Consider the following 18,693-nt stretch of genomic DNA (forward strand, 5'->3'; position numbering starts at 1 on the left):
GGGGTGCCCGGCTCCGGCCTGGACCTGCTCGGCATGTCGTACGACAACACCGGCGCGCTGACCGCGAACTCGTGGCGGCACGTCGCCTTCATCGAGCAGCCCCGCCCGGCCGGGCACCGCACGCCGCCGTTCGCGGGGACGCCGACCGACGGTCCGGTCAGCGCGGCGTCGGCGGCCGTGGCGGCCGGCACCAGCGGGCGCACCGGCACCGACCCTGGATTGCCGACCGGCGCGCCGTCGGCCGCCGCCCGGATGGCCACGGGCGGGCCGGCCGACGTGCTCGGCGCCCCGATCGCCGCCGGGCGCGGGGGCGGTGGCCCGATCGCCGCAGTGGCACGGGACAACGGCCCGGTCGCCGCAGCCCCACGGGACATCGGCCCGGCCACCGCCGACCCGGGTGACGGTGGCTCGGGGCCGCAGTTCCTCGGGATGCCGGGTGCGCAGCCGCCGGGTCGGGGCAGCGGTGCGGAGGGGCGTACGGATTTTCGGTGGCTGATGATGTCGGATGTGTGCAAGCACTGCACGCATGCGGCGTGTCTGGACGTCTGCCCGACGGGTTCGTTGTTCCGCACGGAGTTCGGCACGGTGGTGGTGCAGGAGGACATCTGCAACGGGTGTGGTTACTGCATCTCCGCCTGCCCGTACGGGGTGATCGATCAGCGTAAGGACGACGGTCGGGCGTGGAAGTGCACGCTCTGCTACGACCGGTTGGGTGTGGGGATGACCCCGGCGTGTGCGCAGGCGTGCCCGACGGAGTCGATCCAGTACGGGGAGTTGGAGGAGTTGCGGGAGCGGGCGGCGGCGCGGGTGGCGACCCTGCACGAGCGGGGGGTGCCCGAGGCGCGGTTGTACGGGCACGACCCGAACGACGGCGTCGGTGGTGACGGGGCGTTCTTCCTGCTCCTGGACGAGCCGGAGGTGTACGGGCTGCCACCGGACCCGGTCGTGACCACCCGCGACCTGCCGAAGATGTGGAAACGCGCCGGGCTCGCGGCCCTGGCCATGGCGGCGGCCACCGTCGCCGCGTTCGTCGGAGGTTCCTCGTGAGTCCGCACCGCCCCGAGGTGGGCGCCCTGTTCCGCCGCTTCCGCGACCGGCTCGCCGCCGCGAGCCCGACCGAGGCGAGCCTGACCGAGGTGAGCCCGACCGACGCGAGCCCGACCGACGCGAGCCCGACCGACGCTAGCCTGAGCCCGCGGCCGCAGCGGAACGCCGAGCAGACCGGCGGGCGCGCGCGGCGGGGCGGTCGTCGTGGTGGCGGTGAGGAGCTGCGGGTTCCGGAGGCCGAGTTCACCTCGTACTACGGCCGGCCCGTCCTGAAGGCGCCGGTCTGGAAGTGGGACATCGCCGCGTACCTGTTCACCGGCGGGCTGGCCGCCGGCTCGTCGCTGCTCGCCGCGGGCGGGCAGCTCACCGACCGACCGGCGTTGCGCCGGGCCGGCCGGGTCACCGCGCTGGCCGCGGTCAGCGCCAGCGCCGTCTTCCTGATTCACGACCTGGGCCGACCGGCCCGGTTCCACCACATGCTGCGGGTCGCCAAGCCGACCTCGCCGATGTCGGTGGGCACCTGGATCCTCACCGCCTACGGGCCGGCGGCCGGGGTGGCCGCGATCGCCGAGGCCGCCGACTGGCTGCCCCGGCGCGGGCTGCTCGGACTGGCCCGCCGGGCGTTGCCGCCGGTCGGGCACGCCGCTGGGCTGCTCGCCGCCGGTACTGCGCCCGCGCTGGCCACCTACACCGGGGTGCTGCTCGCCGACACGGCCGTGCCGTCGTGGCATGAGGCGTACCCGGAGCTGCCGGTCATCTTCGCGGGCAGCGCGCTGGCCAGCGGCGCCGGCGTGGGTCTGCTCGCCGCGCCACCGGCGGAGGCCGGGCCGGCCCGGCGGATGGCGGTGGTCGGCGCGGCGATGGAGCTGTACGGCGCGCACCGGGTGGAGACCCGCCTCGGCCTGCTCAGCGAGCCCTACCGGAGGGGCCGGCCCGGTCGGTTGCTGCGCGCCGGTCGGCTGCTGACCGCGGCGGGGGTGGCCGGCGCGCTGCTCGGCCGGCGCAGCCGGGTGGTCGGCGCGTTCTCCGGCGCCGCGCTGCTGGCCGCCTCGGTCGCGACCCGGTTCGGCATCTTCTACGGCGGGGTGGCCTCCGCCCGCGACCCTCGGTACACGGTGGTGCCGCAGCGCGAACGGGTCGAAGCCCGCCGGACCGAGGGTGGATCTTCCACCTGACCGGGCGGCGCCGCCTGTGCTGTGATCGAATGTCCGATGGAGGCGTTCAGGCGGCTGGTGCCCCTCCCGGTCTTCAAAACCGGAGTGGTCCGGGACCCGGGCCAGGCGGGTTCGATTCCCGTCCGTCTCCGCCAACAGGCGGTAGGAGATGACGTGATGGGCGACGGTCCGGTGGACCCGCGGCGTCGGGTGCCCCGTACCGACGCGCTGCTCGCCGATCCCCGGTTGGCCGCGGCCGCCGCGACCCTCGGCCGGGACCGGGTCAAGGCGGTCGTCGTCCGCGCGCAGGAGCGGGCCCGCGGCGGCGAGATCGGCCCCGACGAGGTCCGGGACGCCGCCGTCGCGGCGTTGCCGGCACCCGGCCCCCGCGCGGTGCTCAACGCCACCGGCGTCGTGCTGCACACCAACCTGGGCCGGGCGCCGCTGTCACCCACCGCGGTCGCCGCGGTCGTGGCCGCCGCCGGGCACACCGATGTGGAGCTGGACCTGAGCACCGGGCGGCGGGCCCGCCGCGGCCGGGACGCCCTCGACGCGCTGGCCGCCGCCGTACCGGACGCGGGCGCCGTGCACGTGGTCAACAACGGCGCCGCCGCCCTGGTGCTGGCCGCCACCGCGCTGGCCGCCGGTCGGGAGATCGTGGTCAGCCGGGGTGAGCTGGTCGAGATCGGCGACGGTTTCCGCCTGCCGGACCTGCTGGAGAGCACCGGCGCCCGGCTGCGGGAGGTGGGCACCACCAACCGCACCACGCTCGCCGACTACGCCGCCGCGCTCGGCCCGCAGACCGGCTTCGTGCTCAAGGTGCACCCGTCGAACTTCCAGATCACCGGCTTCACGTCGGCCACCCCGGTACGACAGCTGGCCACCCTGGGCGTGCCGGTGGTCGCCGACATCGGCTCCGGGCTGCTCGCCCCGGATCCGCTGCTGCCCGACGAGCCGGACGCGGCCGGCGCCCTGCGGGCCGGCGCCACCCTGGTCACCGCCAGCGGCGACAAGCTGCTCGGCGGCCCGCAGGCGGGGCTGCTGCTCGGTGACGCCGAGCTGGTCGACCGGCTGCGCCGCCATCCGCTGGCCCGGGCGCTGCGCGTGGACAAACTCACCCTGGCCGCGCTGGCCGCCACCCTGCACCGCCCGGACACGCCGACCCGAGCGGCGCTGCACGCCGACCCGGGCGCCCTGCGCGAGCGGGTGGAGCGGCTGCGCGACCGGCTCGGCGTGGACGGCCGCAAGGCGGAGGTGGTGCCGGCGGTCGCCGTGGTCGGCGGCGGAGGCGCCCCCGGCGTGGAGTTGGACTCCTGGGCGCTGAGCCTGCCCGAGCGGTACGCGGCGCCGCTGCGCACCGGCGATCAGCCGGTGCTCGGCCGGGTGGTGCGCGGCCGGCTCCTGCTCGACCTGCGCTGCGTACCCGCCGACGCCGACGAGGCGGTCCGGGCGGCCGTGTTGCGCGTACCCGGGGACGACTGACCGTGTTCGTCGTCGCCACCGCCGGGCACGTCGACCACGGCAAGTCGACCCTGGTCCGGGCGTTGACCGGAATGGAGCCGGACCGGTGGGCCGAGGAACGCCGCCGGGGAATGACCATCGACCTGGGCTTCGCCTGGACGACCCTGCCGTCCGGCGGCACGGCCGCGTTCGTCGACGTGCCCGGGCACGAGCGGTTCGTGCCGAACATGCTCGCCGGGGTCGGCCCGGTGCCGGCGGCGCTGATCGTGGTCGCCGCCGACGAGGGGTGGATGCCCCAGTCCGCCGAGCACCTGGCGGCGCTGGACGCGCTCGGCGTCGCGTACGGCCTGCTGGCGGTGACCCGCGCGGACCTGGCCGATCCGGAGCCGGCGACGGCCCGGGCCCGGGCCGAGATCGCGGCGACGAGTCTCGGCGCGGTGGAGGCGGTGGCGGTCAGCGGGCTGACCGGCGCCGGCCTGCCGGAGCTGCGCGCCGCCCTGGACCGGCTCGCCGCCGGGCTGCCGGCCCCCAGCGTGGACGATCCGGTCCGGCTCTGGGTCGACCGCAGCTTCACCGTGCGGGGCAGCGGCACCGTGGTCACCGGCACCCTCGGCGCAGGTCGGTTGCGGGTCGGCGACGAGTTGGAGCTGGCCGGCAGCGACGAACCGGTCCGGGTACGCGGCCTGCACTCACTCGGCCAGGCCCGGTCCGAGGCGACGGCGGTGGCCCGGGTGGCGGTCAACCTGCGCGGCACGCCCCGCGACCGGCTCGGCCGGGGCGACGCGCTGCTCACTCCGGGCCGGTTTCACCGCACCGACCTCGTCGACGTCCGGCTCACCGGCGATCCGGCGGCCGACCTGCCGGCCACCCTCACCCTGCACGTGGGGTCGGCGGCGGTGCCGGTACGGGTCCGCCCGCTCGGTCCGGACACCGTCCGGCTCCGGCTGGCCCGTCCGCTGCCCCTGCTGGTCGGCGACCGGGCGCTGCTGCGCGACCCGGGTCGGTATCACGTGGCCGGCGGGGTGCGGGTGCTGGACGTGGCCCCGCCGCCGCTGGCCCGCCGGGGCGCCGCCGTCTCCCGCGCGAAGGTCCTCGCCGACCTGGACGGGCGACCAGATCTGGCCGGGGAGCTGCGCCGCCGCCGGCTCGTCCGGGCCGGCACGCTGATCCGGATGGGTGTGCCGGCGCACGCCGCGCCCGTGGCGGGTGACTGGCTGGCCGATCCCGAGCACTGGGCACGGCTCGGCGAGCAGCTGATCGAGGAGGTCGCCCGGTACACCCGGGAGCACCCGCTGGAGCCGGGGATGCCGGTGGACGCCCTGCGTCAGCGCCTGGCCCTGCCCGACCGGGTGCTGGTGGAGGCGCTGGTCCGGCCGCCGCTGAGGATCCACGCGGGCCGGGTCGGTGCCGCGAGCGCCGGCGCGCTGCCCGAGCAGGTGGCCCGGGCCGTGCAGCGCGTCCGCGTCGAGTACGCCGACCGACCGTTCCGCGCCCCGGAAGCCGACCGTCTCGTGGACCTGGGCCTGGGTCCCCGGGAGATCGGGGCCGCCGTGCGCGCCGGTGCGCTGCTGCGGCTGGCCGACAGCGTCGTGCTGCTGCCCGACGCGCTCGACGAGGCGGTGCGGGTGCTGGCCGGCCTGCCCCAGCCGTTCACCCTCTCCGCGGCGCGGCAGGCGCTGGACACCACCCGCCGGGTGGCGGTGCCGCTGCTGGAGCTGCTCGACCGTCGGGGCGCGACCCGCCGGCTGCCCGACGACGCCCGGATCGTCGTCACCTGAGCGGCTCGTTCGGCCCACGATCGGATTGCGGCGGGCTGTCAGGGTGTGGGGATGGCCCAGCCTTCCCCGTTCCCGTCCCCGTCGCCGCCGTTCGGTGGCCGGTGGCGCCGCATTGCTCCGGTCATGCTGCGGTGGGGGCTGCCGGTGCTGTGGGTGCTCTGGGCCGGCCTGGCGTGGTGGGTGGAGCCCCGCGAGTCGACGGTGGACCAGCTCGACAGGGACCTGGCGGCTGGCCGCGTGGTGACGTTCCAGCGGGCGTACGGCTGGGTCGACGACGACGCGTACTGGGGCAGCCGGCCACGACCGCAGTACGACACGCAGGGTGGACTGATCGCCTGGAGCGTGCCCACCGGCCAGATCCGATACGCCTTCGTCGCACCGCCCGACCCGGAACCCGCGGCGACGCCGAGCCCGTCCGGGGCCGCCTCGACGAGCACGCCGGGTGACTACCGGCCCGGGAGCCGGGACGCACGGCTCGCCGACGTCGCCGGTCCGTGGCAGGCCGACGGGGCTCTCGCGCACCGAATCGCGGACACCGCCGCGTTGCTCGCCGCCGTGCTGGTCCTGCTCTGGCTGGCGCGGCTGGTCACCGGCGCGCCCCCGATGGCCGGTACCCGATGGTTCTGGTTCTGGGTCGGGCTGCTGCCGTTCGGCGTGGGCGTGCTGGCCTGGTCGTACCGGGAGCTCTGGCGACCGCCGTCGGCGCCCGTTCCCGGCCGTGGCTCGGGGTGGCGTGGATTCGGTTGGCTGGTGCTCGGCGGCATCGGGCTCGCCCTCCTCGTCGCGGGGGCGCGGGGCCTGCTCGGCGCAGCCATCGTGCCCGGCTGACCCGGTATCCGGCCACCAGATCACCGACCGTCACTTACGGTGACGCCATGGACCCTTCGGCGGTCTGGCGGGACCGGCAGCACCGGTGGCGGATCGAGGCGTACCGCGCCCCGGACCTGCGGTTCGCCATCTACGCCACCAACGGCCCCACCGAGTCCGCCCCGCTCTGGCTGTTCGGCATGTCGGCGCTGGCACGGTGGCTGATGACCCACGCGATCTCCCTGGACGACCTGGAGGTCGACTGAGCGGGGACCGGCGGGCAGGAAACCGCGCCCACGGCCGGCTCTGCTGCGGTTGAGTGGCGTGAGGCGGCGGACGGGGGTACGCGATGGGCGTTCAGCTCGGACAGTTGGTGCTGGTGGCCGTACTGGTCCTGATCAACGCCGCGCTCTCCGGCAGCGAGATGGCGTTGGTGACGCTGCGCGAGGGGCAGCTGCGGCGGTTGGGCCGGCGGAGCCGTGCCGGCGACCGGCTGGTGCGGCTCTCCCGCGACCCGAACCGCTACCTGGCCACCATTCAGCTCGGCATCACCCTGGCCGGGTTCCTCGCTTCGGCGGCGGCCGCGGTGTCGCTGGCCGAGCCGCTGGTCGCCCCGCTCGGCTTCCTCGGCGCGGCGGCCCGGCCCGCCTCGGTGGTGCTGGTGACGGTGGCGTTGACCTTCGTCACCCTGGTGATCGGCGAGCTGGCCCCGAAGCGGTTGGCCATGCAGCGCGCGGAACGCTGGGCGCTGCTCAGCGCCGGCCCGCTGGACCTGCTCGCCCGACTGTCCCGGCCGGCGGTGTGGCTGCTGAGCCGGGCCACCGACGCGGTGGTCCGGTTGGCCGGCGGCAATCCGAAGGCCAGCCGGGAGGAGACCACCGAGGAGGAGTTGCGGGAGATGCTGGTCAGTCAGCGCGGCCTGTCGGCCCAGCAGCGGGAGATCCTGACCGGCGCGTTCGACATCGCCGGGCGGACGCTGCGGGAGATCCTGGTGCCCCGGCGGGACGTGACCACGCTGCCGGCCGGCCTGGCCGCCGGCGAGGGTGTCCGGCGCCTCGCCGCCGCCGGACGGTCCCGCGCGCCGGTCACCGGCTCCGGCAGCCTGGACGAGGTGATCGGCGTGGTGCACATCCGTGACCTGGTGCGCGCCGGCGACGGCACGGTGGGGGAGCGGGCCCGCCCGCCGCTGCTGCTGCCGGTCACGCTGCCGGTCGCCGACGCGCTGCGCCGGCTTCGTCTGGAGCACCAGCAGCTCGCCCTGGTGGTCGACGAGCACGGCGGCATCGACGGCATCGTCACCCTGGAGGACCTGCTGGCGGAGGTGGTCGGCGAGTTGTACGACGAGACCGACCGGGACGTACGCGAGGTCGTCCGGGAGCCGGACGGGTCGCTGCTGGTGCCCGGTGACTTCCCGCTGCACGACCTGCCCGACCTGGGGGTGCGGTTGAGCTTCCCGCTGTCGCGGGAGTACACGACGGTGGCCGGGTTGGTGCTGGCCCGGCTGCGGCATCTGCCCGATGAGCCGGGGGAGACCGTCCGGTTGCCCGGGCTCACCCTGGAGGTGGTGGAGGTCGCCGACCGCGCGGTCCGCCGGGTGCGGCTGCGCGGCTTCACCAACGAGCGCTGACGACCCTCGATCGGCCGGGGTCGAGGTCGCCTGTCGACGCCATACCCGAGGTGCTGCAAGCCACCCGTACGGGGGACACTCCGGCGAACCGGCCGCGGAGCGGACGGGCCGCGCATACGGTGCGAGATGTGAAGGACCGAGGGTTTCGTACGTTCGTCACGGTGCTGGCCGGCCTCGCGGTGATCTACTTCGGCACCGCCGGCCGCAGCCCCGAGGAGGGCCGGGGCATCTCCGGCGGGCTGGTGGTGCTGGCGTTGCTCGCCGCGCTGCTGGTGTGGCACCTGACCCGACCGGGCGACAAGACGGTGAAGTGAGCGGTTCTCAGCGGGCGGCGCGGGTGACCTCACCGGCGGACTCCTCGCCGAGCGCCACCCGTACCAGCGCCGACGCGAGCCGCCCGAAGTCCGGCTCGTCGACCAGCCCGGCCAGCCCGTCCGGTGAGCCCGGCAGGCCCAGCCGCTTCGCACCGGCCAACGTCCGGCGGTCGGCGTACGGGCGCAGGTCGGACCAGACCGTCTGCGCCTCGCGCAGGTAGATGTCCGCGCCGGTGGGTCCGATGCCGGGGAACTCGGTGAGCCGGCGGCGCAGTCCGGCCGGGTCGCCCCGGGCCTCCGCGTGCAGGCGCCGCAGGTCGCCGTGCCACCGGTCGAGGCACAGTCGGGCGCCGGTGCCGAGCATGGTGGCCGTCCGCTCGTCGTAGCGCCGGTAGTGGCCCCGGCCCAGCGCGTCCACCCGCTGCTGCCAGGTGGCCGCCTCCATCGCCTGCGGTGTGCGGTAGCCGGCCGCGAACAGCTCGCGTGCGGCATCGACCGCAACGCAGGCCCGGATCCGGGTGCTCAGCAGGGTGGTCAGCACCAGCAGCTGGTACAGCGGCCCGGGTCGGTCGGAGAGCCGGATGCCGGCGTCCTCCGCGTACGTGCGGCTGCTGCGTTCCAGCAGGACCTGCGCCACGATTCGGTCGTTGCCCACGTCCGGTGGGTACCCGCCCCGCCGTCGCCTAGCCCTTGCGCCGGTGGTCGGGTCCGGAATGCCGCCGGGTCGGGCGGGTATGCCTGCGGTGGAGGCGGTCGATGCCGCCTGCCGTACCCGGAGGGAGACACCCGTGGTCAACCCGCAGCAGGAGGAGTTCCGGCGCAACGCCAAGGGAGCCACCAGTCAGGACAGCAAGGGGCCCAAGCCGACGGGGCACCCGCTCAACCGCGGCTCGTCCCGCGGAGACGAGGGTCGGCCGGTGCCCAAGGGCCAGGTGTCGCCGTACGGCCCGACCGGTGAGCCGGTCGCCGAGGACGACAGCGACAACCGGATCTAACGACCGCCACGTGACGGCCGCCGCAACCTGTTCCAGGTGGCGGCGGCCGTCAGCCCGTACGCCAGGTGGGGCACGATGTCGGAGATCCAGTCGCTGCGCCGCCAGGTGCGCGGGTCGCTGATGCCCAGCGCGGTGATGGACCCGTCGGTCATCGTCATCACGCCGGCGCCGAGCACGCCCGTGGCCATCGGCAGCGGCTGGCGCCGGCCACGCGCGTACAGCGCGAACGCGACGCCGGCGGCGACGCCCAAGCCGTAGCCGACCAGGGCGCCGAGGCCCGAGCGGCGGTTCTCCGCCGGGGCCCCGGATCCCAGGTCCACGTGGGCGATCCCGGCCAGCCGGTCGACGGTCTGCTCCGGGGTGCTGCTCGACGGGCGGGCCCGCAGAGCCATGTCCAGGTAGGTGACCACGTTGAGCGCGGTGCTGCCGACGGCGCCCGCGATGGCGCCGTCGGCCAGGTCGGCCCTTCTCACTTCGGGTCGCCTGGTTCGCGCTCACTCTTGGGGCCGTACGTGCGCTCGCCGCGCACCACGCCCCGTTGACCGCGATCCTCCTGCAGGATCCGGTTGGCGACCTGGTTGGCCTTGCCGTCGGGTACCCGCCGTCCGGAATCGTCGATCGCGTTGCGCATCCGCGCCCGCTGCTTGTCGTAGGCGTTACTGCCCGGCCGTGGTCCTGGCATCTGCTGCCTCCTTCGTCGCCGTTGGCGTACCGCGGCCGTCTACCCGTCTGGCAGCGGGCCAACCCCGGGTCTCAGCGGGGGCCGCGGACCACCGCGACGGGGCACCGCGCGTGGTGCAGCACCGACTGACTCACCGACCCCAGCAGCAACCCGGTCACCTCGCCGCGCCCCTGCCCGCCGACGACCACCAGCTGGGCGGCGCCGGACGCCTCGGCGAGCACGGCGCCGGGCCGCCCGTGCACAGCCCGCCCGGTCAGGCGCAGGCCGGGGCAGCGCTCGGTCAGCCCGGCCAGCCACTCGGCGAGGACCTGATCCTCTTCGCCGTGCAGCCGCGCCTCGTCGTACACCAGGGGTTGCATGTCGCCGGGGCCGCTGCTGGGTGGGTGCCGGTAGGCGTGCACCGCAAGCAGCGGCACGCCGCGCGCCACGGCGGTCTCGGCGGCGAACTCCGCGGCGAGCCGCGACGCCGCCGAACCGTCCATGCCGACCAGCACCGGCTCGTCGGGACGTTCCGCGCCGCGGGCCACCAGCACCGGGCAGTCGGCGTACGCGGAGACCTGCACCGCCACCGAGCCGACCACCAGCGAGGCGAAGCCGCCCAGCCCCCGGTCGCCGAGCACGATGAGCGCGGCGGTGGGGGATTCGCCCACCAGCACCGCGGCGGCCTCGCCGTCGATGATCTCGCCGGAGACCGACAGGCCGGGTGCGGTGGCCTGGGCCTCGGCCACCGCGGCGGCGACCAGCTCCTCGGCCTGATGGCGCAGTCCACCGCCGGGCGGGGCGTCCGGGGCGGGGGAGACCGGCACGTGCAGCAGTGGCCAGATGAACCCGTGCACGACGCGCAGCGGCCGGTGTCGGCGGGCGGCTTCGGTGGCGGCGAGGCGGACCGCGCGCGTGGACGGCTCCGAGCCGTCCACGCCGACCACCACCGCCGCGCTGTGCGCCGAGTTCACCGGGCCACCTCCCGCCGGGGCCAGTATCGCGGCCGGGGGCGGCCCGGCGGAGCGATACCGCCCAGAGCGTCCGGGTCGGTACGCTGGCGACGACCAGCCGGGAGGGAGTGTCGTCGATGGGTGAACCGGACCAGCCGAGCACGGCTCGCATGATCGACTTCTGGCTCGGCGGGGATCACCACTTCCCGGTCGACGTGGCCGCCGCGACCGCGTTCGAGCAGGCGTACGGGCCGTGCGCGCCGGTGTTCCGGGAGCTGCGGGCCTTTCTCGGTCGGGCGGTGCGGGCCATCGCCGGGCAGGGCGTCGACGGGTTCCTGGTCTTCGGCGCGGGGGTGCCCACGATGGGCAACGTGCACGAGGTCGCCGCCGAGGCCACCGTGCTCTACACCGACGTGGATCCGGTCACCATCCGGCTGGGGCAGCGCATCCTCGCCGGCAGCGACCGGGCCGGCTACGGCTACGGCGACGCCACCGACGTCGGCACCGTCGACCCGGCGCAGCTGCACCGCTTCGTCCCGGGCTGGGGCCGCCGGCCCGTCGGGGTGATCTTCCTCGGGCTGGCCGCGTTCCTCGACGACGACACCCTCGCGCGCACCCTCGACGAGCTGTACGCCGCCGCGGCGCCGGGCAGCATGCTCGCCGTGGACTTCGACACCGAGGAGCTGGCCGGTCATCCGGAAGCGCTGGCGATGATGGGGCCGGCCTTTCGCATGCGTACGCCGGACGCGTTCGCGCCACTGCTGGGCCGGTGGGCGCCGACGGCGGACGGCATCGTCCCGGTGCACCGGTGGCGGCCGGACGGCACGCCGGCGGCGGTGCCCGACGCGTTCCACGGCGCGCTGGCGACCCGAGGCGCCGACTGATCCCCGATGACCGCGCCGACGGGTCGCCCGCAGGGGTCCGTATGATGCTTGCCCTGTAGCAAGCTTCTGGAGAGGACGACCATGGTGGACGCCCCGGACGTGGTGTCGCGTGCCCTGCGCGAGGCCCCGCCCGACCAGTTGGCCGAGGCCGCGGACCGGGCGATCCGCTCGACGCTCGGGGCGGTGCGCACCGACGTGTTCGTCGCCGACTACCGGATCAGCGGGCTCTGGCCGGTGCTGGACCCGGACCTGCCGGCGGCCGGGTTCCTGGCCTGCCACACCATGGCGCAACGCTGTTTCAGCAGTCAGCAACCGGTACGCGACGCCGCCGAGCAGGGCGCGTGCCGGCTCTACCTGCCGCTGACGGTGTGGGGGGAGCGGCTGGGTGTGCTGATGATCGAACTGCCGGCCGTACCGGGCCCGGCCGTCACCGGTGTCGCCACGGACATCGCCGGCGCCCTGGCGGTGACGATGCGGGCCGCGGACCGGGAGACCGACCGGTACCGCCGGGCCCGACGCCGTGAGCGGCTGAGCATGGCCGCCGAGATGCAGTGGGACCTGCTGCCCGGGCGCAGCGTCGCCCACCGCGCGTTCCATCTGGCCGGCCAGCTCGAACCGGCGTACACCGTCGGTGGGGACCACTTCGACTGGTCGCTGGACAGCGACCGGCTCACCGTGACGGTGCTCAACGGTGAGGGCAGTGGCCTGGCCGCGTCGCTGCTGACGGCGGTCACCGTCAACGCGATGCGCAACGCGCGCCGCTCCGGCGGTGGCCTGGTGGAGCAGGCGGAACTGGCCTCGGACACGGTCTTCTACCAGCACCGGGGTGACCGGCACGTGGCCACCCTGCTGCTGGAGGTGGACACCGGCACCGGGCGGATACGCGCGGTCGACGCCGGTTCACCGCAGATGTTCCGGCTGCGGGGCGCGACGGTCGAGCCGCTGAAGCTGGAGCAGCAGCTACCGCTGGGCATGTTCGCCGAGACCCGCTACGAGCTGCAGGAGTTCCAGCTCGCGCCCGGTGACCGCGTCTTCGTGGTCAGCGACGGCGTGTGGGCCGCCGAGCCGGCGGGCCAGGAGCCGTACGGGCAGCGGATGATGGCACGTTCCCTGCGCGCCACACGGTTGCAGCCGGCCACGGAGGCGGTTGGTACGGTGATGCGCGAACTGCACGCCTACCACGCGGACTCCGATCTGCGCGACGATGCCGTCGTGGTCTGCCTGGACTGGCACGGTCCGCGCGATCGGGACGGCGGGTGAGAATCGCCGCCGCTCCGTCGGGCGGGCACCAGCGTGACGACGGCAGGGGACATCAGGTGGAGCGACCTGCGGATCTCGCCTCGGCGATCGACACGGCAGCCGAGACGTTGATCGCCGTGCTCGAGTCGGCGGCGGCGCGACACCAGGTGCCGCCGACCCAGTTGCGGGTCCTGGCGCTGATCAGCAGCCGGGCCGAGACGAACGTCAACCGGTTGGCGGAGTTGCTGGACGTGGTGCCCTCCTCCGCCAGTCGCCTCTGCGACCGGCTGGAGGCGACCGGGCTGCTCCGCCGGGTGGCCGATCCGCGGGACCGGCGCGAGGTGCGGTTGGTGCCGACTGCCGCCGCGCAGACCCTGCTGCGGGAGTTGGCCGAGCGGCGGCAGCGCGCGGTGCAGGTGGTGTTGGACCGGATGCCTCCACGAATGCAGCACGATCTCCTGGTGGCGTTGCTCGCGTTCGGTCGGGCGGCGACCCAGGCGGCGCCGGAGCAGCAGCAGACCGACTCCGCCGTGCGCACGGCCTGACTCCGTACGGCACCCTCCACTAGTATCCTAGGATGCCTTACGCGTGGTGATCCACGCCACAGTGCGGCAGAGCCGCACCGAATGGCGCACGGCGGCACCCGGGGCGCGGGCGGAAGCCCGATATAGTGGCAGCGCACTCGCCCGGCCCGCGATCATCGATCGCGGGCCGCGTCAGGGAAGAGGTCCCGTCCGGGGCCGTAGGGGAGCCGGCGGTGGCCGGCCCGACAGCGCGTACGACCTCCGCCGCGCCCGACGTCGGCCGGGCGTCGGGGCGTGCCGCGGAGGAGGTTCGGTGTCGCGTCGGCCGGCTCGGGCAGAGCATCCGCGAGACACCGGTGACCAGGCTCCCGGTGACCAGGTGCTCACCCTGCCCAACCTGATCAGCTTCGGGCGGCTGCTGGGCGTGCCGCTCTTTCTCTACCTGTTCCTGGTCGCCCGCGCCGACGTGGCGGCGGTCGTCGTGCTGGCCATCGGTGGCACCACCGACTGGGTGGACGGCTGGATCGCCCGCCGGCTGCGCCAGGTCAGCAGGCTGGGGGAGTTGCTCGACCCGCTCGCCGACCGGCTCTACATCCTGGCCACGCTGCTCGCCTTCACCGCCCGGGAGGTGGTGCCGTGGCAGTTCACCGCGGCGCTGCTGGCCCGGGAGCTGCTCCTGCTCGGTTCGCTGGCGGTGCTGCGCCGCTACGGGTACGGGCCGCCGCCGGTGCACTACGTGGGCAAGACCGCCACGTTCCTGCTGCTCGCCGCGTTCCCGGTGCTGCTGCTGGCCACCGCCTCGACCGGGGTGGCGACGGCGGCCGCCGCGATCGGCTGGGGGCTGGCCTGGTGGGGGCTGGTGCTCTACTGGGTGGCCGGCGGAATGTACGTGGTGCAGGCGGCCCGGCTGGTGCGCGCGGCACGAGGCCCGGGAGCGGCGGCATGAGCGCCCCGCGGCCCGAGGGGCCCCGCCGGGAGCGGGTGTACGCCCCGGACTTCCTCACCGAGCTGTTCCGCAACCCGCTCGACCCGGGCTACGCCGACGCGGCGGCCGCCAGGCGGTCGCGACCGGCCGAGGCGCCGCAGGGGTGGCGCGCCTGGTCGACGCGTTCGGTCAGCCTGGTCGTGGTGGTGGTGCTGGGTTTCCTCTTCGCGGTCGCGTACCGGCAGACGATGGCGGACGAGCCGGGGCGCAGCAAGGCACGCTCCGGGCTGGTGGCGCAGATCAAGGATCGGGTGAGCGAGACCGACCGTCTGTCGGTGCGCGCCGACGAGCTGCGCGAGGAGGTCGGTCGGCAGCGGGACGCGGCGTTGAGCGGTTCGGCCGCGGCGCGGTTGCGCAACCTGGAGGCGAGCACCGGGCTGGGTCGGGTGCGCGGGGACGGCGTGGTGGTGCGGCTGGCCGACGCGCCGGGTAACCAGGACGCGGTGACCGGCGCGGGCGCGGGGCCGCCGCGGGTGCTCTACACCGATCTGCAGGGCGTGGCGAACGCGTTGTGGAGCGCGGGCGCGGAGGCGATCGCCATCAATGGGCAGCGGTTGACCTCGACGTCGACGATCCGGTTGGCGGGTGAGACGATCCTGGTGGACTTCCGGCCGGTGACCGGTCCGTACGAGGTGTCGGCGATCGGTCCGGGCTCGTTGGAGCGGCGGTTCGAGGCCAGCCGGAGCGCGGCGCTGATGCGGGAGGTTTCGCAGAAGACGGGCATGTCGTTCGGGGTGCGGGAGGCGGAGGACCTCACCCTGCCGGCCGCTCCGGAGCCGCAGCTACGCTACGCCAAGCCGTCGGTCAGTCCGAGCCCTTCCGCGTCGGGTGTCCGTTCCGGCAGTCCCGGGCCGTCCGGCTCGGGGCCGACCTCTAGCCCCTCCGGAGGTGGCCGATGATCGCGGTGCTGGCGTTGCTCGCCGGTGTGGTGCTCGGTGTGTGGCTTGATCCGACCGTGCCGACGGCGTTGCAGCCTTATCTGCCGATCGCGGTGGTGGCCGCGTTGGACGCGGTGTTCGGTGGGGTGCGGGCGAAGCTGGATCGGATCTTCGACGACAAGCAGTTCGTGGTGTCGTTCATCTCGAATGTGCTGGTCGCTGGTCTGATCGTGTATCTCGGTGACCAGTTGGGGGTGGGCGGTCAGTTGTCCACCGGTGTGGTGGTCGTGCTCGGGGTGCGCATTTTCGGCAACGTGGCGGCGATCCGTCGGCACCTGTTCCGGGCGTAGGTTTGAGTGCGATGAGCGACGAGCAGACCGAGACGGGTACGGGGTGGCCGCAGCCGGCGGGTCCGGTGCGGCCGGGTGGGCCGGCGGGTGAGCCGGATCCGCGGCCCGACGCGCCGGATCCGGATGAGTTGAGCCCGTTGGCGCCGCAGGGGCCGGCGGAGCCGGAGCAGCCGGCCGAGGAGTCGGGGACGGCGCCGGTCGACGAGGGCGCGACGGTGGACCTGAGCGGTGTGTCGCGGTCGGACGGGTCGGCGGGGCCGGCTGAGGAGCCGGCGAGGTCGCTGGCGTTGGGTCGGTTCCGGTGGAGCACGGCCGGGGTGATGATCGTGGCGCTGTTGGCGTTGCTGGGCTTCACGCTGGTGGTGCAGCTCAAGACCACGTCGACGGATCCGACGCTGGGGGCGACGCGGCAGGAGGACCTGGTGCGGATCCTGTCGGACCTGGATGCCCGGGAGAACCGGTTGCAGCAGGACATCCGGGCGTTGGAGGACAGCCAGCGGCAGTTGCGCTCGGGTGAGCAGGGGCGGCAGGCCGCGCTGGACGAGGCGACGCGGCGGGCGGATCAGTTGGGCATCCTGGCGGGCACGTTGCCGGCGAGGGGGCCGGGGTTGACCGTGCGGTTCGACGCTGGCGGTGGTGAGCCGATCTCCGCGGACAAGGTGCTGGACGCGGTGCAGGAACTGCGGGGCGCCGGCGCGGAGGCGATGCAGATTTCCGGGAGTGATCAGGCGACGGTGCGGATCATCGCGTCGACGTTCTTCCTGGACGGGGAGAACGGGTCGTTGGTGGTGGAGGGGCGTCGGTTGGCGGCGCCGTACACGATCACGGTGATCGGTGACCCGGCGACGATGCGGACGGCGTTGAACATTCCTGGTGGGGTGGTCGCGTCGGTCCAGCGTGACGGCGGTAACGTGACTGTTGAGGAGCGTGGGGTTGTCGAGATTTCGGCGCTGCACGCGCCGATCAAGCTGGAACACGCCCGTCCGGTCTCCTGACCGGCGCGGCCGCGCCGGGCCCGGGTGGTCCGGGGCACCGATGGATGAAGGACGCATCTGGTGATTCCCGAGGATCTGCGATACACCGCCGAGCACGAGTGGGTGGCGGGTGACGGCACCGGTTCGGTCCGGGTCGGCATCACGCACTTCGCGCAGGACGCGTTGGGTGACATCGTGTACGTGCAGCTGCCCGAGGCGGGCGCGGCGGTGGCGGTCGGTGACTCGTTGGGTGAGATCGAGTCGACCAAGAGCGTGTCGGAGATCTACGCGCCGGTGGCCGGTACGGTGGCGGCGCGCAATGAGGCGCTGGGTGACACGCCTGAGCTGATCAACACGGAGCCGTACGGCGCGGGTTGGTTGGTGGAGATCACCCCGAATGATCCGACCGCGGTCGACGGGTTGCTGACGGCGGACGCGTACCGCCAGATCACCGAAGGCTGAGTGTGCTTGATCCGGTGCGTGGGATGTCTGCGCGCGTCCGGTTGCCCTGCATTTCGGCGCTGGCTAGGCTCGCCCAGTCGACCGAGAACCCAATAGTTGAGCGTTGCGGAATTGCCTTCCCTGGCACGGGGAGCCAGCCGCCGGGTGTTCAAGTGCCCGGCGGCCAGACCCGCCATTACCCGACGCCGACCGAACAGATCCGTGAGGTGGTCCCATGACGCGCCCAGACGACGAGTTCCCCCCGCTCGACGTCACTTCGACGCTCAATCTCGGTTCGCTCGACGAAGTGCTGGAGGGGCCGGACACCGATGTGGTGCCGAGCCGGATGTCCGGTTCGTTGCCGCCGGGTATGGCGCTGCTGGTGGTTCGTCGCGGCCCGAATGCGGGTGCCCGGTTCCTGTTGGACCACGATGTGACGACGAGTGGCCGGCACCCGGACAGTGACATCTTCCTCGACGATGTGACGGTGTCGCGTCGGCACGCCGAGTTCCACCGTGACGGTGGCACGTTCACGGTGCGGGACGTGGGCAGCCTCAACGGCACGTACGTGAATCGTGAGCGGGTCGAGGCGGCCACGTTGAGCAATGGTGACGAGGTTCAGATCGGTAAGTTCCGGGTGGTGTTCATCGCCGGTCCGCGCCCGGAGGAGGAGGCCGGCCGGGGGTGAACGAGCCTGCGGCCTCCACGCCACCCGGGGCGGCCCGGTCCCAGCCGCTGATGAGCATCGGTGAGGTGCTGGGTCAGTTGCGGGTGGATTTCCCGGACACGACGATTTCGAAGCTGCGGTTCCTCGAGGCCGAGGGCCTGGTCGAGCCGCAGCGGACGGCGGCGGGTTACCGGAAGTACAGCTGGGACGATGTGGCGCGGTTGCGGTTCGTGTTGACCGCGCAGCGGGACAGGTACCTGCCGTTGCGGGTGATCCGTGAGCAGTTGGCGGAGTGGGACTCGTCCGGTGAGCAGCCGGAGCGGTCGCGCCCGGCGTTGGTCGCGGTGGGGCCCGATGGTGCGGTGCCGGGTCGGGAGTCGGCGGAGCCGGCCGAGTCGTCGCAGGTGCGGCTCGGCCGGGCTGATCTGGTGGCGCGCAGCGGGATCGACGAGTCGACGTTGGCCGAGTTGGAGCGTCTCGGTGTGCTGGTGTCGGATCCGCCGGGGTGGTATGACGCGGATGCGTTGATCATCGCGTCGGCGGTGGCGGGCCTGGCGGCGTACGGGTTGGAGCCTCGGCATCTGCGGGGGTACCGGACGGCGGCGGACCGTGAGGTCGGGTTGTTCGCGCAGTTGGTGGCGCCGTTGGCGCGGCAGAGTGATCCGGCGGCGCGGGCGCGGGCGGCGGAGACGGCGCGGGAGTTGGTGGCGTTGTCGGAGCAGTTGCACGCCGCGTTGGTGCGGGTGGGGTTGCGCTCGACATTGGGGCGGTGAGGGTCCCGGCGGGTGGCGGCTGAGCGGAAAGATCTCTTCCGGGAAGCGTGCCGTAGGCTTGCCGGGGTAACCCCTTTCTGGCGCGGGCGTGGTGCTGTAGCGCATGGGACGGCCGTGTCGCGGTCCGTGTACCGTGCAGGGAAGGGCGCGGTGCGGCGTAGGTGACAACGACACGGAGGCG

At 74.2% G+C, this 18,693-nt stretch carries 23 protein-coding genes and 1 tRNA gene; 20 read left to right on the plus strand and 4 right to left on the minus strand.

Annotated elements, in window-relative coordinates:
* Positions 1 to 177: 177 nt before the first annotated feature.
* The 9 genes from EAD89_RS14070 to EAD89_RS14105 all read left to right on the plus strand — a co-directional run bounded on the left by EAD89_RS14070 (position 178) and on the right by EAD89_RS14105 (position 8,188).
* Complete coding sequence (locus EAD89_RS14070; RefSeq protein ID WP_233578658.1) at positions 178 to 1,047, plus strand: 4Fe-4S dicluster domain-containing protein; 870 nt, start codon at positions 178 to 180, stop codon at positions 1,045 to 1,047.
* The gene (gene nrfD, locus EAD89_RS14075) at positions 1,044 to 2,222 is read left to right on the plus strand and encodes an NrfD/PsrC family molybdoenzyme membrane anchor subunit (RefSeq protein WP_121676009.1); all 1,179 of its coding nucleotides are present in this window, start codon (positions 1,044 to 1,046) and stop codon (positions 2,220 to 2,222) included. The genes EAD89_RS14070 and nrfD overlap by 4 nt, the downstream gene beginning before the upstream one ends.
* 38 nt (positions 2,223 to 2,260) lie before the next feature.
* Positions 2,261 to 2,356 (plus strand) — tRNA-Sec (locus EAD89_RS30470).
* Positions 2,357 to 2,378: 22 nt separating this feature from the next.
* Positions 2,379 to 3,683, plus strand: coding sequence for an L-seryl-tRNA(Sec) selenium transferase (gene selA / locus EAD89_RS14080; RefSeq protein WP_121676010.1), 1,305 nt, complete (start codon positions 2,379 to 2,381; stop codon positions 3,681 to 3,683).
* A gap of 2 nt (positions 3,684 to 3,685) precedes the next feature.
* A complete protein-coding gene (gene selB, locus EAD89_RS14085; RefSeq protein WP_121676011.1) occupies positions 3,686 to 5,440 on the plus strand; it encodes a selenocysteine-specific translation elongation factor in 1,755 nt (584 codons plus the stop codon).
* 51 nt (positions 5,441 to 5,491) lie between these two features.
* On the plus strand, positions 5,492 to 6,268 hold the full coding sequence (locus EAD89_RS14090) for a hypothetical protein (RefSeq protein ID WP_147458800.1): 777 nt from the start codon (positions 5,492 to 5,494) through the stop codon (positions 6,266 to 6,268).
* A gap of 47 nt (positions 6,269 to 6,315) precedes the next feature.
* Positions 6,316 to 6,513, plus strand: coding sequence for a hypothetical protein (locus EAD89_RS14095; RefSeq protein ID WP_121652815.1), 198 nt, complete (start codon positions 6,316 to 6,318; stop codon positions 6,511 to 6,513).
* An 83-nt stretch (positions 6,514 to 6,596) separates the two neighbouring features.
* On the plus strand, positions 6,597 to 7,874 hold the full coding sequence (locus EAD89_RS14100; RefSeq protein WP_121676013.1) for a hemolysin family protein: 1,278 nt from the start codon (positions 6,597 to 6,599) through the stop codon (positions 7,872 to 7,874).
* A gap of 128 nt (positions 7,875 to 8,002) precedes the next feature.
* Entirely contained in the window at positions 8,003 to 8,188 is a 186-nt protein-coding gene (locus tag EAD89_RS14105; RefSeq protein WP_089022156.1) for a hypothetical protein, read from the plus strand.
* 7 nt (positions 8,189 to 8,195) lie between these two features.
* On the opposite strand, the gene EAD89_RS14110 is transcribed toward EAD89_RS14105, so the two are convergent.
* A complete protein-coding gene (locus EAD89_RS14110; RefSeq protein WP_121676014.1) occupies positions 8,196 to 8,843 on the minus strand; it encodes a hypothetical protein in 648 nt (215 codons plus the stop codon).
* Between the two features lie 133 nt (positions 8,844 to 8,976).
* On the opposite strand from EAD89_RS14110, the gene EAD89_RS14115 reads away from it, so the two are divergent.
* Entirely contained in the window at positions 8,977 to 9,183 is a 207-nt protein-coding gene (locus tag EAD89_RS14115; RefSeq protein ID WP_121652812.1) for a hypothetical protein, read from the plus strand.
* Here EAD89_RS14115 and EAD89_RS14120 read toward each other — a convergent pair.
* The 3 genes from EAD89_RS14120 to EAD89_RS14130 all read right to left on the minus strand — a co-directional run bounded on the left by EAD89_RS14120 (position 9,180) and on the right by EAD89_RS14130 (position 10,818).
* Complete coding sequence (locus EAD89_RS14120) at positions 9,180 to 9,656, minus strand: hypothetical protein (RefSeq protein ID WP_121652811.1); 477 nt, start codon at positions 9,654 to 9,656, stop codon at positions 9,180 to 9,182. The genes EAD89_RS14115 and EAD89_RS14120 overlap by 4 nt on opposite strands.
* Complete coding sequence (locus tag EAD89_RS14125) at positions 9,653 to 9,865, minus strand: hypothetical protein (protein ID WP_007460364.1); 213 nt, start codon at positions 9,863 to 9,865, stop codon at positions 9,653 to 9,655. Before EAD89_RS14125 ends, EAD89_RS14120 begins: the two co-directional genes overlap by 4 nt.
* A gap of 71 nt (positions 9,866 to 9,936) precedes the next feature.
* Entirely contained in the window at positions 9,937 to 10,818 is an 882-nt protein-coding gene (locus EAD89_RS14130; protein WP_121676015.1) for a universal stress protein, read from the minus strand.
* Between the two features lie 116 nt (positions 10,819 to 10,934).
* On the opposite strand from EAD89_RS14130, the gene EAD89_RS14135 reads away from it, so the two are divergent.
* The 10 genes from EAD89_RS14135 to EAD89_RS14180 all read left to right on the plus strand — a co-directional run bounded on the left by EAD89_RS14135 (position 10,935) and on the right by EAD89_RS14180 (position 18,512).
* Positions 10,935 to 11,681 carry an SAM-dependent methyltransferase gene (locus EAD89_RS14135; RefSeq protein ID WP_121652809.1) on the plus strand — a complete coding sequence of 249 codons (747 nt, stop codon included), beginning with the start codon at positions 10,935 to 10,937 and terminating at the stop codon, positions 11,679 to 11,681.
* An 81-nt stretch (positions 11,682 to 11,762) separates the two neighbouring features.
* Positions 11,763 to 12,941: a PP2C family protein-serine/threonine phosphatase gene (locus EAD89_RS14140; protein WP_121652808.1), complete on the plus strand. Its 1,179-nt coding sequence runs from the start codon at positions 11,763 to 11,765 to the stop codon at positions 12,939 to 12,941.
* 56 nt (positions 12,942 to 12,997) lie between these two features.
* Positions 12,998 to 13,465, plus strand: a complete 468-nt coding sequence (locus EAD89_RS14145; protein WP_121652807.1) for a MarR family winged helix-turn-helix transcriptional regulator — start codon at positions 12,998 to 13,000, stop codon at positions 13,463 to 13,465.
* Positions 13,466 to 13,757: 292 nt separating this feature from the next.
* The gene (locus EAD89_RS14150; RefSeq protein WP_121652806.1) at positions 13,758 to 14,390 is read left to right on the plus strand and encodes a CDP-alcohol phosphatidyltransferase family protein; all 633 of its coding nucleotides are present in this window, start codon (positions 13,758 to 13,760) and stop codon (positions 14,388 to 14,390) included.
* Positions 14,387 to 15,328, plus strand: coding sequence for a DUF881 domain-containing protein (locus EAD89_RS14155; RefSeq protein ID WP_121652805.1), 942 nt, complete (start codon positions 14,387 to 14,389; stop codon positions 15,326 to 15,328). Before EAD89_RS14150 ends, EAD89_RS14155 begins: the two co-directional genes overlap by 4 nt.
* On the plus strand, positions 15,325 to 15,657 hold the full coding sequence (locus EAD89_RS14160; RefSeq protein ID WP_089000302.1) for a small basic family protein: 333 nt from the start codon (positions 15,325 to 15,327) through the stop codon (positions 15,655 to 15,657). The genes EAD89_RS14155 and EAD89_RS14160 overlap by 4 nt, the downstream gene beginning before the upstream one ends.
* 11 nt (positions 15,658 to 15,668) lie before the next feature.
* Complete coding sequence (locus EAD89_RS14165; RefSeq protein WP_121676016.1) at positions 15,669 to 16,652, plus strand: DUF881 domain-containing protein; 984 nt, start codon at positions 15,669 to 15,671, stop codon at positions 16,650 to 16,652.
* A 60-nt stretch (positions 16,653 to 16,712) separates the two neighbouring features.
* Entirely contained in the window at positions 16,713 to 17,093 is a 381-nt protein-coding gene (gene gcvH, locus EAD89_RS14170) for a glycine cleavage system protein GcvH (RefSeq protein ID WP_121652803.1), read from the plus strand.
* Between the two features lie 214 nt (positions 17,094 to 17,307).
* Positions 17,308 to 17,760, plus strand: a complete 453-nt coding sequence (locus tag EAD89_RS14175; RefSeq protein WP_007071101.1) for an FHA domain-containing protein — start codon at positions 17,308 to 17,310, stop codon at positions 17,758 to 17,760.
* A gap of 50 nt (positions 17,761 to 17,810) precedes the next feature.
* Positions 17,811 to 18,512, plus strand: coding sequence for a MerR family transcriptional regulator (locus EAD89_RS14180; RefSeq protein WP_199723286.1), 702 nt, complete (start codon positions 17,811 to 17,813; stop codon positions 18,510 to 18,512).
* Positions 18,513 to 18,693: the final 181 nt, after the last annotated feature.

This window comes from Micromonospora sp. BL4 (assembly GCF_003667505.1).
In the GTDB taxonomy this organism is placed as follows: Bacteria; Actinomycetota; Actinomycetes; order Mycobacteriales; family Micromonosporaceae; genus Micromonospora.

Bases quoted from the DNA above. Each gene is read 5' to 3' on its own strand.
- EAD89_RS14175 (WP_007071101.1), top strand. From the start codon at position 17,308: ATGACGCGCCCAGACGACGAGTTCCCCCCGCTCGACGTCACTTCGACG.
- EAD89_RS14160 (WP_089000302.1), top strand. From the start codon at position 15,325: ATGATCGCGGTGCTGGCGTTGCTCGCCGGTGTGGTGCTCGGTGTGTGG.
- EAD89_RS14155 (WP_121652805.1), top strand. From the start codon at position 14,387: ATGAGCGCCCCGCGGCCCGAGGGGCCCCGCCGGGAGCGGGTGTACGCC.
- EAD89_RS14165 (WP_121676016.1), top strand. From the start codon at position 15,669: ATGAGCGACGAGCAGACCGAGACGGGTACGGGGTGGCCGCAGCCGGCG.
- EAD89_RS14125 (WP_007460364.1), bottom strand. From the start codon at position 9,865: ATGCCAGGACCACGGCCGGGCAGTAACGCCTACGACAAGCAGCGGGCG.
- EAD89_RS14135 (WP_121652809.1), top strand. From the start codon at position 10,935: ATGGGTGAACCGGACCAGCCGAGCACGGCTCGCATGATCGACTTCTGG.
- EAD89_RS14100 (WP_121676013.1), top strand. From the start codon at position 6,597: ATGGGCGTTCAGCTCGGACAGTTGGTGCTGGTGGCCGTACTGGTCCTG.
- EAD89_RS14095 (WP_121652815.1), top strand. From the start codon at position 6,316: ATGGACCCTTCGGCGGTCTGGCGGGACCGGCAGCACCGGTGGCGGATC.
- EAD89_RS14140 (WP_121652808.1), top strand. From the start codon at position 11,763: ATGGTGGACGCCCCGGACGTGGTGTCGCGTGCCCTGCGCGAGGCCCCG.
- EAD89_RS14090 (WP_147458800.1), top strand. From the start codon at position 5,492: ATGGCCCAGCCTTCCCCGTTCCCGTCCCCGTCGCCGCCGTTCGGTGGC.
- selA (WP_121676010.1), top strand. From the start codon at position 2,379: ATGGGCGACGGTCCGGTGGACCCGCGGCGTCGGGTGCCCCGTACCGAC.
- EAD89_RS14180 (WP_199723286.1), top strand. From the start codon at position 17,811: ATGAGCATCGGTGAGGTGCTGGGTCAGTTGCGGGTGGATTTCCCGGAC.